The organism is Metapseudomonas boanensis (assembly GCF_018704125.1).
GTDB lineage: Bacteria > Pseudomonadota > Gammaproteobacteria > Pseudomonadales > Pseudomonadaceae > Metapseudomonas > Metapseudomonas boanensis.
The window spans coordinates 18234-35502 of sequence record NZ_JAGTIS010000027.1 but is presented as its reverse complement, the minus strand read 5'-3'; the positions used below and the strand labels follow the sequence as shown (position 1 = coordinate 35502).

Annotated in this window: 15 protein-coding genes and 1 pseudogene; 8 read left to right on the top strand and 8 right to left on the bottom strand. The window is 62.3% G+C overall.

Annotated features, from left to right (window positions below):
- The 7 genes and pseudogenes from J7302_RS25245 to J7302_RS25215 form a co-directional block, all read right to left on the bottom strand.
- Positions 1-161: pseudogene (locus J7302_RS25245) on the bottom strand (gamma-aminobutyraldehyde dehydrogenase); the annotation flags it as partial.
- Between the two features lie 160 nt (positions 162-321).
- On the bottom strand, positions 322-1848 hold the full coding sequence (locus J7302_RS25240) for an APC family permease (RefSeq protein WP_215381330.1): 1527 nt from the start codon (positions 1846-1848) through the stop codon (positions 322-324).
- A gap of 121 nt (positions 1849-1969) precedes the next feature.
- On the bottom strand, positions 1970-3013 hold the full coding sequence (locus J7302_RS25235; RefSeq protein WP_215381328.1) for a heme-dependent oxidative N-demethylase family protein: 1044 nt from the start codon (positions 3011-3013) through the stop codon (positions 1970-1972).
- 17 nt (positions 3014-3030) lie between these two features.
- Complete coding sequence (locus J7302_RS25230) at positions 3031-3999, bottom strand: PDR/VanB family oxidoreductase (RefSeq protein WP_215381326.1); 969 nt, start codon at positions 3997-3999, stop codon at positions 3031-3033.
- Positions 3996-4598: a dimethylamine monooxygenase subunit DmmA family protein gene (locus J7302_RS25225; RefSeq protein ID WP_215381323.1), complete on the bottom strand. Its 603-nt coding sequence runs from the start codon at positions 4596-4598 to the stop codon at positions 3996-3998. Before J7302_RS25225 ends, J7302_RS25230 begins: the two co-directional genes overlap by 4 nt.
- A 249-nt stretch (positions 4599-4847) precedes the next feature.
- Entirely contained in the window at positions 4848-6311 is a 1464-nt protein-coding gene (locus J7302_RS25220) for a sigma-54 interaction domain-containing protein (protein WP_215381319.1), read from the bottom strand.
- Positions 6308-7441 carry a PAS domain S-box protein gene (locus J7302_RS25215; RefSeq protein ID WP_215381316.1) on the bottom strand — a complete coding sequence of 378 codons (1134 nt, stop codon included), beginning with the start codon at positions 7439-7441 and terminating at the stop codon, positions 6308-6310. The genes J7302_RS25220 and J7302_RS25215 overlap by 4 nt, the downstream gene beginning before the upstream one ends.
- 430 nt (positions 7442-7871) lie before the next feature.
- Here J7302_RS25215 and J7302_RS25210 point away from each other — a divergent pair, with 430 nt between their 5' ends.
- Positions 7872-8753, top strand: a complete 882-nt coding sequence (locus tag J7302_RS25210; protein ID WP_215381313.1) for a DMT family transporter — start codon at positions 7872-7874, stop codon at positions 8751-8753.
- 1 nt (position 8754) lies between these two features.
- Here J7302_RS25210 and J7302_RS25205 read toward each other — a convergent pair whose 3' ends face one another.
- The gene (locus J7302_RS25205; RefSeq protein WP_215381311.1) at positions 8755-9063 is read right to left on the bottom strand and encodes a transcriptional regulator; all 309 of its coding nucleotides are present in this window, start codon (positions 9061-9063) and stop codon (positions 8755-8757) included.
- A gap of 291 nt (positions 9064-9354) precedes the next feature.
- Here J7302_RS25205 and J7302_RS25200 point away from each other — a divergent pair, with 291 nt between their 5' ends.
- The 7 genes from J7302_RS25200 (at position 9355) to J7302_RS25170 (ending at position 17223) form a co-directional block, all read left to right on the top strand.
- Positions 9355-10041, top strand: coding sequence for an endonuclease (locus J7302_RS25200; protein WP_394359114.1), 687 nt, complete (start codon positions 9355-9357; stop codon positions 10039-10041).
- A 392-nt stretch (positions 10042-10433) separates the two neighbouring features.
- On the top strand, positions 10434-11555 hold the full coding sequence (locus J7302_RS25195; protein ID WP_215381309.1) for a beta-ketoacyl-ACP synthase III: 1122 nt from the start codon (positions 10434-10436) through the stop codon (positions 11553-11555).
- Complete coding sequence (locus tag J7302_RS25190; RefSeq protein WP_215381306.1) at positions 11555-12166, top strand: RNA polymerase sigma factor; 612 nt, start codon at positions 11555-11557, stop codon at positions 12164-12166. Before J7302_RS25195 ends, J7302_RS25190 begins: the two co-directional genes overlap by 1 nt.
- Positions 12160-12393 (top strand): anti-sigma factor family protein, encoded by a 234-nt coding sequence (locus J7302_RS25185; RefSeq protein ID WP_215381304.1) that lies wholly within the window; start codon positions 12160-12162, stop codon positions 12391-12393. Before J7302_RS25190 ends, J7302_RS25185 begins: the two co-directional genes overlap by 7 nt.
- A 381-nt stretch (positions 12394-12774) precedes the next feature.
- Entirely contained in the window at positions 12775-14088 is a 1314-nt protein-coding gene (locus tag J7302_RS25180) for an OprO/OprP family phosphate-selective porin (protein ID WP_215381302.1), read from the top strand.
- Positions 14089-14357: 269 nt separating this feature from the next.
- Complete coding sequence (locus J7302_RS25175) at positions 14358-15635, top strand: cystathionine gamma-synthase family protein (RefSeq protein ID WP_215381300.1); 1278 nt, start codon at positions 14358-14360, stop codon at positions 15633-15635.
- 148 nt (positions 15636-15783) lie between these two features.
- The gene (locus J7302_RS25170; RefSeq protein ID WP_215381299.1) at positions 15784-17223 is read left to right on the top strand and encodes an amino acid permease; all 1440 of its coding nucleotides are present in this window, start codon (positions 15784-15786) and stop codon (positions 17221-17223) included.
- The last annotated feature ends 46 nt before the right edge of the window (positions 17224-17269 follow it).

The window sequence follows — 17269 nt, the reverse complement described above, 5'->3', positions numbered from 1 at the left end:
GCGGGGAAGGCGGCCTCGGCGGCCTGCACGGCGGCATCGACCTGGGCCGGGCTGGCCTCGGCGATTTCTACCAGGGCAGTGCCCAGGGACGGGTTGAGCACGGCGAGGCCGGGGCCTTCGCCAGCGACGAGTTGGCCGTTGATCAGCAGTTTGGTCTGCATGGGGTAAGTCCTCGTTCGGTTCTAGCCCCTCGCCCCTTGGGAGAGGGGCAGGGGTGAGGGAAATTCGGTGCGGCTCGGACTTCCCTCTCCCCCGGCCCCTCTCTCGGAGGAAGAGAGGGGATAACGAGGGAGAGGGGGCAGGTTGGTGGATGAGCCGGGTTTACTGCGCAGGTACGCCGGCTACGGCCGCAGTCTCTGGAGCGGGCTTGGAAAACTTCCAGGCGTCACCCGCCGGAGCGGTGCCCTTGTCGTATGGCTTGGCCAGCAGCATGTAGAGGAAGCCGGCACCCATTACGACGACTGTGGTCAGGATCATCGAGTAGTTGATGTACCAGGCAGCGTCCGGGCTGCGCGGCCAGACCATGTTGACGATGGCACCCACGCCGTAGACCAATGCAGCGATGTTCACCAGCGGGCCCCAGCCACCGAGGCTGAACTGGCCGCTCGGGCGCCAGCCCTTGGCTCGGGCGATGAGCGCCGCGATGACGATGAGCTGGAAGGCGACGTAGATACCAATGGCGGCGAAGCCGACGATGGTGGCCACGGCATCGGCCATGAACAGGCCGAGGCAGACGATGGCGGCCGGTACGACACCGCTCACCACCAGGGCTGCGGAGGGCACGTGGTTGGCCGACAGGCGCTTGAGCACCGAGCTGCCGACGATCATCTCGTCACGCGCATAGGCGAACAACAGGCGGCTGGCGGCGGCTTGCAGGCTGAGCACGCAGGAGATGAAGGAGACCATCACCACGCCCATCACCAGTTTCGAACCGATCGGGCCGAAGGCGTTGGAGAGGATGGTGGATACCGGGTCGGTGTCTTCGCCAGCCAGCACTTTCTGCATATCCGGTACGGCGAGGATCAGTGCCAGGCAGGCGAACATGGCAGCAGCACCACCGATGTAGATGGTCATGCGCATGGCCTTGGGAATGCGCTTGCCCGGGTTCGGCGTTTCTTCGGCCACGTCACCGCAAGCCTCGAAGCCGTAGTACTGGAACAGACCAGCCAGGGAGGCGGCGAGGAAGGCGGGCAGGTAGGAACCGTTGACGTTCAGGTCGAAGGTGTCGAAGAGCACGCTGAATGGCTGGTGACGCTCGAAGACCAGCAGGTAACCGCCGACCAGGATGGCGCCGACCAGTTCGCAGAGGAAGCCGAACATGGCCACCCGCGCCAACAACTTGGTGCCCACCAGGTTCAGAGCGGTAGAGACCAGGATCAGCCCTAGGGCGATGTAGATGTTGGCATTGGAGTTGGACTCGAAACCGAGCATGGCCGCGAGGTATGGCCCGGCACCGACGGCAACGCCGGCGATGGTGGCGCACAGCGCCCAGGCATAGACCCAGCCCACCATCCATGCCCAGCGCTTGCCGACCAGGCGACGGGCCCAGGGGTAGACACCACCGGAAATGGGGAACTGCGAAACCACTTCACCGAAGATCAGGCATACCAGCAATTGGCCGAGACCGATCAGCAGGTAGGACCAGAACATCGGCGGGCCGCCTGCTGCCAGGCAGAGGCCGAACAGGGTATAGACGCCAACCACGGGCGACAGGTAGGTGAAACCGAGGGAGAAGTTTTCCCACAGGCTCATGCTGCGTTCGAAGTTGGAGCTGTAGCCAAGCGCCTTCAGCTGCTCGGCATCATGATCGAGCGTAGCGGTTGCACGCGCTGCAGATGACCCACTCATATTGTTTTTTCCTCGTTTGAATGGCAGTCGATTGCACGGCCGGCAGGCGGGCCTGCCGGTGCCCCTCATGGGGCCTTTGTTGTTATGGCTGGAGCGTTTTCACACTGGCTGGTCGGCGGTGTCATTCCGCCTTGGCGACCTCCTCATTGCGGCCGTCGTCGAATTGCGCGAGCCAGGCCACGGCTGCGTCGCGGTAACGGGTGAAGCCCTTGTAGTCGACCAGGTCCTGCTTGAGCGTCTTGAGGACGCGGTGCATGCGTTTGGCCCAGGCCGGGTTGTTGTTGGCGATTTCCTCGAGGCTGACGAGGTAGGTGCGTACCGGGAACACGATGGCGTTGCTGCGCGGCAAGCGGTGCAGGGGCTGCAGCTCGATGCGCAGGTAGACCAGGCGGCCGGCGTTTTCCGGCGTGACGATGGTGCGGTCCGGCGCCCATTCCGGAAGGCTTTCGGCAGAGACTTCCAGGCGCGGGTTGACGGTCAGCGACCAGTTCAGGCGACGTACCGGGTGGCCGACGCGCAGGCGCAGGAGGAACTTCAGCGCGCGGTCGAGCATGCCGATTTCCTTGACCAGCGGCACCGGGCCGTGGAATTCGTTCCAGCTCATGCCAAGGTTGAAGCGCAGCGAGTAGTCGGCGCGCTGGGTGGCGATGCCGGCGCCCCAGTAGAGCATGGCGTCGCGCTCTTCCTGGAGGATCCAGTCGCCCTGGGCCTGGCGGGTGATGTACTCCATCGGCTCATAGGGCAGGGTGGAGGTATCGCCGAAGGTGAAGGTGTCGTCGATGCCCAGCAGGCGGTTCACCCAGTGCCAGCGCGCGCCGTCGCGGGTCAGGCTGAAGTGCTCCGGGTAGTCGCGAGCGTAGGATTCCATGATCAGTTCGAGCAGGTCCCACTGCGCTTCCATCATGTGCGGGGCTGCCACGTAGTGCATGCCCGGGTCCTTTTCCAGGGTGATGGCGCGGTCGCGGCACTCGCTGATGTAGTGCTCGTCGATGTCGAACGCCGCACGCAGGGCGCCGTCGCCCACCGGCACATGGGGCTCCAGGTTCATCGAGTACATGTACTCGTCGTCCGGGAATGGGAAGGGCAGGCGCGCGACGCATTCCGGGCTGTTGGCGAAGCTGTAGTCGTCGCGGAAGGTTTCGTGCTGCTTGAAGTGGATCGTCATGGTTCTTTCTCCAGCGCTCAGAGGTCGATGACCAGGCGGCTGCACTTGGCCCGGGATACGCAGGGCATGATCTTGGTGTTGGCTTGCTTCTCTTCGTCGCTGAGCCAGTCGTCGCTGTGGATCAGTTCGCCGTCGAGCTCCAGTACGCGGGTCTCGCAGTGGCCGCAGGCGCCGCCACGGCACAGGTAGGGCATTTCGAACCCCGCGGCCTCCACGGCTTCGAGCATGCTCTGGTCCGGCGAGACTTCGACCGTGGCGCCGCTGCGGGCGAGGGTGACGCTGAAAGCTTCGCCAGCGCTGCCTTGTTCGAGGAACCGCTCGAAGTGGATGTGGCTGTCGGTCCAGCCGAGTTTGCGGGCGGTGGCGACGGTGGCGTCGATCATGCTGTCCGGGCCACAGACATAGATGTGGCTGCCCAGCGGGCGGTCGGCCAGCACGGCGGCGATGTCCAGGCGCTGCTCGATGCCCTTGCGGTACAGATGCACGCGGTCGCCGTAGGTGCGCTGCAACTCTTCGCCCAGCTGTGCGTGCTCAGGGCCGCGCACGGCGAAGTGCAATTCGAACGGCACCTTGGACAGGCGCAGCTCCTCCAGTTGCGAGATCACCGGGGTGATGCCCACGCCACCGGCGATGAACAGGTGCATCCGCGCCTGCTTGATCAGTGGGAAGAGGTTGGCTGGCGAGGTGATCTCGACCAGGTCACCTTCCTGCACCTTGTCATGCATCAGCCGGGAGCCGCCACGGCCGTTTTCGACGCGGCGCACGGCGATCTGGTAGGCGCTGGAGTCGTAGGGCGAGCCCATCAGCGAGTAAGCGTTGCGGTAGGTGGTCTGGCCGTTGGGGATCAGCACCACCACGTGGCTGCCGCCGGAAAACGCTGGCAGGTGGCCGCCGTCCTTCGGGACCAGGGTGAAGCGCTTGATTTCCGGGGTAACGGTGTCGATGCGTGCGACCCGGACGCTCAGGGTTCCGCTGTTCTGGCTCATGTGTCGAGTTCCTCTGCTTCCGGCAGCTCGCCGGGGACTTCGGCATCAGCCTTGACCGCCTGGAAGGCGGCGAGGCGGCGGGAGTAGTGGTCTCGCACCACCAGCATCTGGTGGCAGCCGGGGCACTGGTAAACGCGCTTGGTGACGTTCTCGGTGTAGGTATCGCAATGCACGCACCAAACGCGGCGCACGAAGGTTCCGGCGTGTTCGCGCAGCACTTCGTCGTGGTTCAGGTCATAGGCGGTGGCGACTTGCATGGCTGTGCCGATGAAGCTTTCCGAGCCGGAGAGGTATAGGCGGGTGCCCATGCGGGCTTCGCCCAGCAGTTGGTCAAGCGCTTCGACCAGGGTGTGGTTGCTGGCATAGACGCGAAGTTCGGCAACGTCCTGCTGCTGCAGCTCAGCGAGGAAGTCCTGTCCGGAGAAGGATTCCTGGGAGTAGAGCAGGGTGATATGCAGGCCCTGCCCGGCCATTTCACCCAGCAGGCGCAGCATGGCGCGACCGCCGCTTCCCTGGCCGGCGACGATGTGCCGGGTACCGCCGGGGAGGGGGGTCAGCTGGTCATAGACCGGCCGGCTCTTGATACCTGTGATTAGCATTGTTGTTTTTCCTCCAGAGCTGCCGCTGCGATTCACGCAATCGGCATTTGTGCGTAGCCCCATTCAGGTAGATGGGCTGGAGTCTCTTCAGCATATGCCGTGCCAACTTTTCAAGCTGTTGAAATATAAGGATTTAATCTTTTTTTGAGGCGCTGAAGTAGGCAGAAATAGCCAGTGCTGTAGGCATTCTTGCAGCGGTGAGGGAGGCGGTAAGACGGGAGGCGGATGGCACGTCCTTGTGCTGACTGGTCAGTCGCGTTGCAGCTTGCGGATCAGCGTGCCGATGTCGATACCCAGTTGCTGGGCAGCCTTGCGCTTGCTGCCGCAGTTCTGCACGGCTTGCAGGATGATCTGGCGCTCGTAACGCTGGACCTGGGCCTTGAGGTTGCCGCCGCCATCGTCGTCGGTCGCCGGCACGGTCGCCGGCAGGGGCTCCGGTTCGTGGCGGACGATGTTGGGGCCGGCATGCAGCGGCGTTGCCAGGCCCAGCAGCTCAGGAGGCAGGTGGTTCTCCTGCGCTTCGTCGTCGGCCAGCACGGCCAGGCGCTCGAAGATGTTGACCAGCTCGCGGATGTTGCCGGGGTAAGAATAGTTCATCAGGCGCTGCCGGCAGCCATTGGAGATCCGCAGGGTGGGCTGGCGGTCGCGGTTGATGCGCATCAGCAGGATATCCATCAGCACCGGCAGGTCTTCCAGGTGCTGGCGCAGGGGCGGGACCTCCACTGGCAGGACTGCCAGCCGGTAATAGAGGTCGGCGCGGAACTCGCCGGTTTCCACCAGACGACGCAGGTCCTTGTTGGTCGCTGCGATCACCTGGACCTGCACGGTCTTGCTCAGGGGCGAGCCGACCGACTGGATGCTGCCGTCCTCGAGGAACTTGAGCAGCTTGGCCTGCACGTGCAGCGGGATCTCACCAATCTCATCGAGGAACAGCGTGCCGCCCGAGGCGCTTTCGATATAGCCGCGCTTGCCACCCTGCAAGGCGCCGGTGAAGGCGCCGCGCTCGTAGCCGAACATCTCCGACTCGAAGAGGGTCTCCGGGATGCTCCCGCAGTTGACGTGGATGAACGGCCGGTCACCCCAGCCGGCCGCCCGGTGGATATGCCGGGCGATGGCGGTCTTTCCCACGCCGGGTTCTCCCAGCAGGAGCAGGCGGGCGCGACGGCGGAAGGCGCGAACGCCGGTATCAGCGATGCTGGAGAGCAGGGGCGACAGGTGCAGGGCATTGTCCTGCGGATCGCCCAGGCCACTGTTCTCCACCGGTGCGAACGCCGCGGGCGAGCGGCGCTGACTTTCGCGTCCTTCGAAGTCGCGCTGTACCAGCAGGGTGTAGGGCTTCTCATAGGCGCCGGTGGGCACCGCCTGAGTGCTGGTGAGGAACATGCGGCCGTCGCGGGAACGGGTTAGCGCGCTGTTGCCACCGCGGCCGACGGCTTGCTGGAAGTCCTCGAAACCCAGTGCCGAACGCTGGAAGAACTCGGCATTCGGCAGGCCCACGACGTCCTGCCGGGACAGGCGGTTGACCCGTTCGGCGGCAAGGTTGAGAAAGCGCACGCGAGATTCGCCGTCGAGCAGAATGATGGCTTCGCTGAAGCTATCCAGCAGGGCATGCAGCGCCGGTGTTTCCAGCAGCCCGGAGAGGACCTCGCTGCTGACGTTGACCGACGAACGCATCCCCATTTTCAGGGGGGGCAGGAGGCTCTTGTCGATCATGGATGCAACTCGCCGGAGTGCCGGGCGGCGCGCTCGGTGGCCCGCAATACCGCCACCTTCCAGGCCACGCCTTCCTGCATGAGGATGCGCGAGCAATGGACGCTGAACCGCCGTGAGTGCCCGCTGAGATCAGGCAGGCTCAAACTGTGCCAGGTGCGCTCGGGCAGCGAGTGGCCAAGCAGGGCATGGGCGATGCTGGCGCCCTGGGTGATGCCGAAGGTGTATTCGAAGGCTGCGTTGCGCCACTGCGGCTGCAGGTTTTCGTCGATGACCAGCACCGCATCCGGTACTGCGTCGAACACGCGGCGCAGGGCGTCGATGCGCTGCTCGGCGTCGTGCTGCATGCGCAGTTCCTGGCTGACGTCGCGGATGCTGCCCCACATGCGCAGCAGGCGGCCATTGTGGATCGCCGCGCGTACGTCGTTCTCCACGTAGGCCGGTGAGCCATCGTGACGGCGGTCTACCGACAGTGCGCCGTCGACGCAGAAATCGGTCTCGATCAAGCGTCGCACGAACTCTTCGTTCGCGGGGCTGCGTGGCCAGTAAAGGCGCACGGGCTGCTGGTTGAAGTCGACGTCTGCGGGCATCTCGTAAACATCGGCCATGGCGCGGTTGCACATGCGCCAGTAGGAGCGGTTCTCGAATACCTGGCGGACGATCTCATCGGGTGTCTGGTTGATGTCCACCGACTCGGCGAACTCGATACACCAGTAGGCCACCTTGGCGCTATAGAGCATCTGGCTCATGACCTCGTTGGCATTCTGCAGCTCGCTCATGCGGCGGCTCAGCGAGCCCAGCGGCATCTTGATCAGGTGCAGGCGGGGCGCATGCACGGCGCGCCATTCGAGGATGCCGCTGGCCAGCACCGGCAGCAGGCCGCCGCTATGGCGGATCAGCGTCAGCTCAAGGTCCTGTACTCGCTCGTCAGCCGGCGGGTTGGCAAAGAGCTGGTGCAAGGCGTGCACGGACTCGGCCGTGTAGATCTGCTCGATGCTCTGGCCCTGCAGTTCGTCAGGGGCATAGCCGAGCTGGTCGCTCTGGCTGGGCGAGACGTGCAGGAAATGGCCGCTCGCGGTGATGGTGTCGGAGAGGAGCAGGCCCTTGTCGGCCAGAAGTTGTAAGGAGTCCATGATGCATCCAGGGAGATTGTGCGGGATTCGGACTTCTACCCGCACAATGCATGCCAGTCGCTGGCGACAGCAGGCATGAGGCCTGCAGTACAGGCCACGGGTGCGAGTGATGCATTGTTACAGCGAAATTGGCATTTTCGCAGCGCCCTTTGGTCGGGTGACGAAGTGCTTGCGCCGCTTGAGGGACGTTCGTTGTCGGGGTGCATGAATGGGCGCTGTTCGCGTTAAGTGCTGGGGCCGGCTGGATTCCTTGTAGGAGCCAGCGTGCTGGCGAAGGTGCCTATTCGCGAGCAAGAACCCGGCGTTCTCCTCGCCCCACAGGTTCTGCACTAGCCTTCCCCTTGAGTCACATCAGCTAAGCCGATATCTTGAGTCGCCTAATCATTAGTCTGCTACCAAGCCCTTCCTGGCAGACCTTTCGGACCGCCCCATGAGTTCCCCGAGCCCCGTGCCGCAGCGCATCGACCAGCCTCTGAAAGGCATCGTGCTGGTCTGCCTGGCGACCTTCCTGTTCTCCAGTCACGACGCTATTTCCAAGTACCTGTCGGCCTTCTATCCCATCGTCATGGTGGTGTGGGTGCGCTATCTGGTGCATACGCTGTTGATGGCAGGGTTCCTGCTGCCACGCGAAGGCGGACGCGTGTTGCGCACCAAACGACCATTGCTGCAGGTGGTGCGGGCGCTGTGCCTGATCGGCGTGAGCCTGTTGTTTACCACTGGGCTGCGCTACATCCCGCTGGCCGAGGCGACATCGGTGATCTTCCTGGCGCCCCTGCTGGTCACGGCGCTGTCGGTGCCCTTGTTGCGTGAACGGGTGTCGCGCGGGCAGTGGGCGGCGGTACTGGTGGGGTTTGGTGGGGTGCTGTTGATCGTGCGACCGGGCGGAGCGTTGTTCACCCCGGCCATCCTGCTGCCGTTGGCGGCGGCGGTGTGCTTCGCGTTCTATCAACTGGCCACACGCATTCTCAGCCGCAGTGATAGCGCTGCAACCAGCAACTTCATCACCGGCCTGACCAATACGCTGATCATGAGCGCTCTGGTGCCGTTCTTCTGGCATCTGCCAGACACCCTCGAACACAGCTTGCTGATGCTGGCGCTGGGCATCTGCGGCATGGGCGGGCACATGCTGCTGACCCAGGCGTTCCGCCACGCGTCGCCGCCGCTGTTGGCTCCGTTCGGCTATGGGCAGATCGTCTTTGCCGGGCTGCTCGGGCTGTTCATGTTCAACCACGCGCCGGACCAGGTCGGCCTGCTGGGCATTGCCATCATTGTCGGCAGCGGCTTGTTCATGGCATACGCCCAGCGCCGCTGATTCAGGCCAGCGCCTGGCGCGAGTCAACGTACTCCTTCAGCCATCTCAACACCTGCACAGGCTCCCAGCGGGCCGGATCGAACAGTGCATAGACCTGTCCCTGATAACCCACCACGTCCAGTTGTCGGTGGTAGCCGGCGCGCTGGAACAGCGCCTCGATCTCGGCGAGGCAGGTGTTGAAATGCAGCCGGCCGAAGGGCGTCTTGCCGTCGGTCACCAGGCCCTCGAGGCGCAGTTCTTCCACTGCTTCACGGATGTCTTCCGGTGCCATGCGGCTCACGGTGTATTTCAACTGGCGTATGTCCAGCATTGGTGCAGTCCTTGGAGGCAGTCAGTGCAGGTGCCGGCTGGCCAGCAGCGGCTGGACCTGGCCGCGCGGCGGGAAAGGCAGCGGCAGTTGGTAGGGCACGGGGATCGACGAGGGCACGGGTTGCTCCGGTATTGGCAATCGGATTGGGGCTGATACAGGCATAGGACTTTTCCCGAATTACTGTATATTTATACAGATACCAATTGCCGCGGTCTGATGGCAACCAAACCAAAGGAAAAATCTGTTGTCAGTCTTTTCCCCTCTGACGCTGTACCGGGAAGTCCGCGCCTGATGATTCGAATTATCTTGTTGTTTTGCCTGCTGTTTTCCTCAGTATCCGAAGCCTCCGCCCCACGCACGTTCAAGGAAGCGAAGAAAGTCGCCTGGAAGCTCTATGCGCCGCATCCGGTCGAGTTCTATTGCGGCTGTCGCTACAAGGGCAACCGCGTTGACCTCAAGAGCTGCGGCTATGTGCCGAGAAAGGCACCTGAGCGGGCCAAGCGGATCGAGTGGGAGCACATCGTCCCGGCTTGGGTGATCGGCCACCAGCGCCAGTGCTGGCAGCGGGGAGGGCGCAAGCATTGCGCCGAGAACGACGCGACCTACCAACGCGCCGAAGCGGACCTGCACAACCTGGTGCCGAGCATCGGCGAGGTGAATGGTGACCGCAGCAACTACCGCTTCGCCTGGCTGCCGCAGAAGCCCAGCCAATACGGCGCCTGCCCCATGGTGGTGGACTTCAAGGCGCGCAGGGCGATGCCTCGCCAGCAGATCCGCGGGATGATCGCGCGCACGTACTTCTATATGAGCGACCGTTACGGCCTGCGCCTATCCAGCCAGGATCGAAAGCTCTACAACGCCTGGAACCGTCAGTACCCGGTGGAGGCCTGGGAGCGCAACCGCAATCAGCGGGTGGCCTGCGTCATGGGCCACGGCAATCCGTTCGTAGGCGACGTCGATCTGAAACGTTGCCGCTGATTCTGGCCGTGCGCACAGATAACCCTGCGGCCGAGATGTTGCCTGGACAGACGTCCGGCTGCATGTCGCCCAGCGTGAGATGTGGCGAATCAAATGTGGACCGCTAGTCGAACTTCGACCGTTTATCCAGTCCATTTAGGCGCAATTCTGGCGAAAGTCCCCGTCGCCATGTGCCGTTTCTGGAGTTACCCTTCGCATCCAGGAGTGGACGCTCCGCCTGCTTATCCTCGCCCTTTGCGCGGCATAGCGAAGCGCTGTGGCCACGAGATTCGTCGCTTTTCATCCCGCAGTGCGGGCTGACCGTTTGCTGTTGCGGGTCGAATGCTTCGGCCCGCAATTGATTGCCTAATCCGGCTGCTCGAAGAAGTGGCCCTGTATCGAGAGGATCGAGCGTGCACAACGTCGTGATCAGTGGCACTGGCCTGTATACCCCGCCCAACAGCATCTCCAACGAAGAACTGGTGGCCTCGTTCAATGCCTATGTGCAGGCCTTCAACGCCGAGAACGCGGCGGCCATCGAACGTGGCGAAATCGAAGCGCTGGCAGAGTCCAGTGTTGGCTTCATCGAAAAGGCGTCCGGCATCAAGAGTCGTTTCGTGGTCGACAAGGACGGCATCCTGGATCCCACGCGCATGGTGCCGCGCATTCCTGAGCGCTCCAACGACGAGTGGGGCATTCTCTGCGAAATGTCCGTTGTGGCTGCCAAGGAGGCCCTGCAGCGTGCTGGGAAGTCGCCGACCGATATCGACGGTGTGATCGTCGCCTGCTCCAACCTGCAGCGCGCCTATCCGGCGGTGGCCATCGAAGTCCAGGCTGCCCTTGGCATCCAGGGTTTCGGTTATGACATGAACGTGGCCTGTTCCTCGGCGACCTTCGGTATCCAGGCCGCCACCAATGCGGTGAAGACCGGCCAGGCTCGCGCCATCCTGATGGTCAACCCGGAAATCTGCACCGGCCACCTGAATTTCCGCGACCGCGATAGCCACTTCATCTTTGGTGATGCGGCTACCGCGGTGGTCATCGAGCGTGCCGACCAGGCCACCTCCAAACACCAGTTCGACGTGGTCGGCACCAAGCTGCTGACGCAGTTCTCCAACAACATCCGCAACAACTTCGGCTTCCTCAACCGTGCGGCGGAGGAGGGCATCGGCGCTCGCGACAAGCTGTTCGTGCAGGAAGGCCGCAAGGTGTTCAAGGACGTGTGCCCGATGGTCGCCGAGCTGATCGCCGCGCATCTGGGGGAGAACCAGTTGAACGTTGGTGACGTGAAGCGTTTCTGGCTTCACCAGGCCAACCTCAACATGAACCTGCTGATCGCCCGCAAGCTGCTCGGTCGCGATGCCGAGCCCGAGGAGGCGCCGGTGATCCTCGACACCTACGCCAATACCAGCTCTGCCGGCTCGGTTATCGCCTTCCACAAACACCAGGATGACCTGCCCAGCGGCGCCCTTGGCGTGCTCAGCTCGTTTGGCGCCGGTTACTCCATCGGCAGCGTGATCCTGCGCAAGCGCTGATGGAAGGCCCAGCCGACACCGACCTGCTGCCCCGGCTCCTGGCCGGGGAGCAGCAGGCCTATCGTGAGCTGATCGGCCGCTATCAAGGCGCCATGCGCGCCGTCGCTTATGCCATCGTGGGCCAGCGCCACACCGAAGAGGTGGTGCAGGACGCCTGGTTGGCGGTGGTGCGCAACCTGGAAGGGTTTCAGCAGCGCTCCAGCCTCAAGACGTGGCTGCTGACCATCGTCGCCAACACTGCGCGCAGCCGCCTCAAGCAAAACCGCCGCGAAGTGCTTCTCGACGACCTGCCAGCCCCTCACGGCAGCGTGGGTGATTCACGCTTCGCAGAGGATGGCCACTGGCTCACCGCTCCGTTTGCCTGGCACGAGGATTCGCCCGAAGCCCTGCTGACGAAGGAGGAGTTGCGTGAGTGCCTGGAAAAGACCCTGCTCAGCCTTTCCGAGATGCAGCGAAGCGTGCTGTTGCTGCGCGAGCGACAAGGCCTGGAGTTGGAGGAGATCTGTAATTTATTGGAGATATCGCTCTCCAATGTCCGGGTCCTTCTGCATCGTGGGCGCTTGAAGGTATTCGCCACGCTGGAGCATTTCGAGGAAACAGGCCAATGCTGAGCTGCAAGGAACTGGTTGCCCAGTCCAGCGATCTCCTCGATGGACAATTGAGCTTTCGTGAGCGCATGGCCGTGCGCCGCCATCTCATGCTCTGCCGCAATTGCCGGCGCTTCATCAAGCAGATGAGGCTGACCCAGGGCGTGTTGCGTCACCTCCCGGAAGTTGAAGACGCCGAGTTGGACACGCTCGCTGCCAAGTTGGCCGAGCAGCGCCGAGGTTCCTCCTGAGGCGATTTGGCCTCTGGGCGCAGTGACTCCCATCGATGACGGATGGGATGGGGTGATGGGTATCTCAAGCTCAGCGGAGCGCCGCCCCACCTATCCTGGGTGTCCAGGCGCGCCCCCGCCTGGTAGTTGCGATTTGCGGATATCGCAACCTGCCTGTTTCCCTTCCGATCTGCCCGTCTGAACCCTGAAAGCAGCGCAAATGCCTGTGGCAGAGCGGTTCGAGGCTTATATGAATTCGGAGTAAAAAAGTTCCCATGTCACAAAATATTTATATTAGAGCAACCGCACTGAAATAAGGCGCCGCCAAGATTCCCCACCAGCACCGATGAGCCCAGCGCTCGTGTGTTTTCTAATGCTAAAGACCAATAGGGGAATTCTTCGATGATCCGTAAGCACTTCGCCGGTTTTGCCGCCAGCGCCATGGCCCTGGCCATTTCCGCCCAGGCTTTCGCCGGTACCGTTACCACTGACGGTGCCGACATCGTCGTCAAGACCAAAGGCGGCCTTGAAGTTGGCACTACCGACAAGGCTTTCAGCTTCAAGCTGGGCGGTCGTCTGCAGGCTGACTACAGCCGCTTCGATGGCTTCTACACCGTGAACGGCGACACCGCCGATGCCGGCTATTTCCGTCGCGCCTTCCTGGAACTGGGCGGTGTCGCTTTCACCGACTGGGCTTACCAGATCAACTACGACTTCTCGCATAACGCCGGCGGTGACAACCGTAAAGAAGACGGTTATTTCGACGAAGCTTCCATCGCCTACACCGGTTTCAACCCGGTTGTGATCAAGATGGGCCGCTTCGACCCCGACTTCGGCCTGGAAAAAGCCACCAGCTCCAAGTGGGTCACTGCCCAGGAGCGTAACGCGGCCTATGACCTGGTCGACTGGGCCAACGCCCACGACGGCGGCATGGGCATCCAGGTTGCCGGCACCTACGGCGCATCCCTGTACGGTTCGGCCGGCGTCATCGCGAAGGATCCGAACAACGCGGCTGACGACGGTGACAGCGTCAAGCAATTCAACCTGCGTGGTGTCTTTGCCCCGATGCATGAAGCTGGCAACGTGCTGCACCTCGGCGTCAACTACGCCCAGCGCGATCTGTCCGAAACCTCTTACGATGGCCGTATCCGCAGCCGACTGGGCATGCGTGGCGTGAGCACCGACGGTGGCCAGGATGCCGGCACCAACGGCAACCGCCTGGTCCTGGCTGGTGCGAACAACACCCCGTCCGGCGCCTATGACACCGACAGCGCCCTGGGTCTGGAGGGCGCCTTCGCCACCGGTCCGTTCTCCATCCAGGGTGAGTACATCACCCGTGAGGTGGAAGCCGACGCGGCCAACCGCGAAGACATCGACGCCGATGGCTACTACGTCCAGCTCGCCTACACCCTTACCGGCGAAGCCCGTGACTACAAGCTGGGCAAGTTCGACAAGATCAAGCCTGCCAACAAGCAGATGGGCGCCTGGGAGGTGTTCTACCGCTACGACAACATCAGCGCGGAAGACGACAACGGCGCCTTCGCCAACATCGATGACGTCGAAGCCAAGGTGCACAACCTGGGTGTGAACTGGTACGCCAACGAAGCGGTGAAGATCGGCGGCTACTACGTCATGACCAAGGTCGACAACGCCACCAACGCCAATGGCGATGACGACGGCGATGGCTTCGTAGTCCGCGCCCAGTACGTCTTCTAAGCCAGACGCCGCTTCCTGCTCCTTTATTCAGCCCCGCTTCGACGGGGCTTTTTTCGTTTGCAGGAGCGCCTGGGGTAGCTTTGCATCGCAGGGTGCGCTGCTCATGGAAATGCCCGAGTGCGACCTTCAACAATCCATCGCAGCCATTAAAAAAAGCGACCCTTTGGCCCCGATAACATCGTTTCTCAGATCGCTGGCGTTTACCTATATTGGCGCCAGGACAACTCTTGAACTTATGAGCTTGTCATTATCGATTGTGGGAAACATCAATGAAGAGCAAGACTGAAGTTTCTGAAATTGGCGGTGCGGGCAAGAGCACTAAAGCAGTTTGGGGCGGTGAGCAGATCACGCACCCCTACAATGCTACTCAAACTCCAATCGTAGTCAGTGCCGCCTATGGCTATGACGATATTGATGTGTGGTATGACGTTGCGCTGGGCAAGTCTCCCGGTTTTATTTATAGCCGGATGAGCAATCCGACTGTCGCAACACTCGAAGCCAAGATCTGCGAACTGGAAAATGCAGAGTCCGCAGTTGCTTTCAGCAGTGGCATGGCGGCGATCAGTGGTGTATTGCATACCTTCCTGGCCAGCGGTGGCCGCGTAGTTTCCACGCGTGACAGCTACGGAGGCACCAACAAGATTTTCGAGGAGTTCCTGCCGCGCATGGGCGTGGAGGTCACTCTCTGTGACACCCTCGACCACGAGGCCATCGAGCGGGAGATCGCACGCGGCTGTGATGTCCTCTACCTGGAAACGCCGACCAACCCGACCCTGAAAGTCCTCGACATCAAGCGTCTGGTGGCGGCCGCCAAGCGTGCCGGAGCCCTGGTGGTGGCGGACAATACCTTCGCCACGCCGCTGAACCAGAACCCGCTCGCCCTGGGCGTGGATGTGGTGGTGCACAGCGCGACGAAATTCCTCAGCGGCCACGGCGATGTGCTCGGCGGGCTGGTCTGCGGCGCCGAGACGCTGATGGAAAAGGTGCGTCACTACCGGGAGATCAACGGGGCATCCCTCGATCCTTTCTCCGCCTACCTGATCATTCGGGGCATGAAGACCCTCGCGCTGCGTCTGCGCCAGCAACAGCAGAGCGCTCGTGCCCTGGCGGAATACCTGTGCACGGAGCCGCTGGTGGAGTCAGTGAATTATCCGGGCCTGCCCAGTCATCCGGGGCACGCGGTGGCTTGTGCGCAGATGCAGGGCTTCGGTGCCATCGTCAGCTTCGTGGTGATCGGCGGGATGGAGACGGTGAAGGTTCTGCTGCCGCGCCTGCAGTACGCCCATTGCGCCGGCAACCTGGGTGCCGTCGAAACCATCTACGGTCCGGCGCGGACCACCAGCCATGTGGAGAACACCCTGGAAGAACGCCTGGCGCTGGGTATCTCCGAAGGCCTGGTGAGAGTCTCGGTGGGAATCGAAGAAACGGAAGACCTTCTGGCAGATCTCAAACAGGCTTTTGATTTTACAAGAGCGCAACTTCGTAACGACAGCCAATCCAACTCGAAAAATACCCAGACCGAACGTCGCACTGAGGTGGAAATCTGACGTTCGACGCTTGAGGCCCCTGGCGGGAAGGCCAGTGGGAATTCATGAAAAGGAATAATAACAATACCCGGCGGCAATCAGTTTTGTTCTGCCAACAAGTTCAATGCAGAAACTTACCTTGCCCTTAAAACTTTCATGAGAATTCATTATGTCCACACCTATAACAACGGATAAAAGTGCACCGGGTCCGGGATTCAAGCAGGAAATGCAGACGCGCCATATCGTGATGTTGGCGCTGGGCGGTGTCATTGGGACCGGGCTGTTCCTGACTTCGGGTTATACCGTCAACCAGGCGGGGCCGCTGGGTGCCGTGATCGCCTACATCATCGGCGCAGTCATGGTCTACATGGTGATGATGTGCCTGGGTGAGCTGGCTGTGCAGATGCCGGAAACCGGCTCGTTCAGCACCTACGCCACCCGGTATCTGGGGGCTGGCACTGGCTATACGGTCGCCTGGCTCTACTGGCTGACCTGGACGGTGGCGATCGGGTCGGAGTTCACCGCCGCCGGTATCCTGATGGTGCGCTGGTTCCCTGACACGCCGGTATGGGTGTGGAGCGCGATGTTCGCCGCCGTGGTGTTCCTTACCAACGTCGTTTCGGTCAAGCTGTTCGCCGAGACGGAGTTCTGGCTGTCGCTGATCAAGGTACTGACCGTAATCGCCTTCCTGGTGGTGGGTACCGGGGCGATCGTTGGCCTGTTCGAAGTGGAGCAGGCGCACAGTATCGGCCTTGGCAACTTCACCCGCGAGGGACTGTTCCCGACGGGCTTCATGTCTATCGCCATGACCTTGCTGGCAGTTTCCTTCGCGTTTTCCGGGACCGAGTTGATCGGTATCGCCGCGGGCGAAACGAAGGACCCGCAACGCAATGTGCCCAAGGCCATCCGCACGACCGTGGTGCGCCTGGCGATCTTCTTCGTCGGCACCATCTTCGTCCTGTCGACCCTCCTGCCGCGAGAACAGGCGGGTCTGGTGGAAAGTCCATTCGTGACGGTATTCGAGTTCATCGGCATCCCGTACTCCGCCGACATCATGAACTTCGTGATCATCACCGCGCTGCTCTCGGCGGCCAACTCCGGGCTCTATGCGGCCTCGCGCATGCTCTGGACCTTGAGTGACCAGGGGCACATGCCCCGACGCTTCGGCGCGCTGACCCGCCAGGGCACGCCTTTCACCGCGATTGTCGTGAGCATGGCTGGCGCAGGGGCTTCGCTATTGAGCAGCGTATTCGCACCTGACACCATCTACCTCGCCCTGGTTTCCATCTCGGGCCTTGCGGTGGTGGTGGTCTGGATGAGCATCGCCGCGAGCCAGATGGCGTTCCGTCGCCAGTTCGTCGCCAACGGCGGAGACATCAAGGACCTCAGTTTTCGTGTCCGTGGCTACCCCTGGGTCCCGCTAGGGGCGTTGTTCTGCTGTACCCTGGCCTGTGTGGGCATCGCCTTCGATCCGGCACAGCGGGTTGCCCTCTACTTCGGCCTGCCGTTCATTGCCTGGTGCTATTTCGTCTTCTACATCACCCGCAAGAGTCGTGAGCGTCGGTTGTCTTCGGGCACTGCGCCGATCAGCGCGCCGGAGGCGGCCTGAACGGCGTTGAGTTAGCCTGCGCGTCCAGTCTTTTCAGTGAGGGGTA

Excerpts from the sequence above, each read along its gene's own strand:
- J7302_RS25170 (WP_215381299.1), top strand. The coding sequence starts at position 15,784 with ATGTCCACACCTATAACAACGGATAAAAGTGCACCGGGTCCGGGATTC.
- J7302_RS25180 (WP_215381302.1), top strand. The coding sequence starts at position 12,775 with ATGATCCGTAAGCACTTCGCCGGTTTTGCCGCCAGCGCCATGGCCCTG.
- J7302_RS25225 (WP_215381323.1), bottom strand. The coding sequence starts at position 4,598 with ATGCTAATCACAGGTATCAAGAGCCGGCCGGTCTATGACCAGCTGACC.
- J7302_RS25185 (WP_215381304.1), top strand. The coding sequence starts at position 12,160 with ATGCTGAGCTGCAAGGAACTGGTTGCCCAGTCCAGCGATCTCCTCGAT.
- J7302_RS25235 (WP_215381328.1), bottom strand. The coding sequence starts at position 3,013 with ATGACGATCCACTTCAAGCAGCACGAAACCTTCCGCGACGACTACAGC.
- J7302_RS25210 (WP_215381313.1), top strand. The coding sequence starts at position 7,872 with ATGAGTTCCCCGAGCCCCGTGCCGCAGCGCATCGACCAGCCTCTGAAA.
- J7302_RS25190 (WP_215381306.1), top strand. The coding sequence starts at position 11,555 with ATGGAAGGCCCAGCCGACACCGACCTGCTGCCCCGGCTCCTGGCCGGG.
- J7302_RS25175 (WP_215381300.1), top strand. The coding sequence starts at position 14,358 with ATGAAGAGCAAGACTGAAGTTTCTGAAATTGGCGGTGCGGGCAAGAGC.
- J7302_RS25215 (WP_215381316.1), bottom strand. The coding sequence starts at position 7,441 with ATGGACTCCTTACAACTTCTGGCCGACAAGGGCCTGCTCCTCTCCGAC.
- J7302_RS25200 (WP_394359114.1), top strand. The coding sequence starts at position 9,355 with ATGATTCGAATTATCTTGTTGTTTTGCCTGCTGTTTTCCTCAGTATCC.
- J7302_RS25220 (WP_215381319.1), bottom strand. The coding sequence starts at position 6,311 with ATGATCGACAAGAGCCTCCTGCCCCCCCTGAAAATGGGGATGCGTTCG.
- J7302_RS25240 (WP_215381330.1), bottom strand. The coding sequence starts at position 1,848 with ATGAGTGGGTCATCTGCAGCGCGTGCAACCGCTACGCTCGATCATGAT.
- J7302_RS25230 (WP_215381326.1), bottom strand. The coding sequence starts at position 3,999 with ATGAGCCAGAACAGCGGAACCCTGAGCGTCCGGGTCGCACGCATCGAC.
- J7302_RS25205 (WP_215381311.1), bottom strand. The coding sequence starts at position 9,063 with ATGCTGGACATACGCCAGTTGAAATACACCGTGAGCCGCATGGCACCG.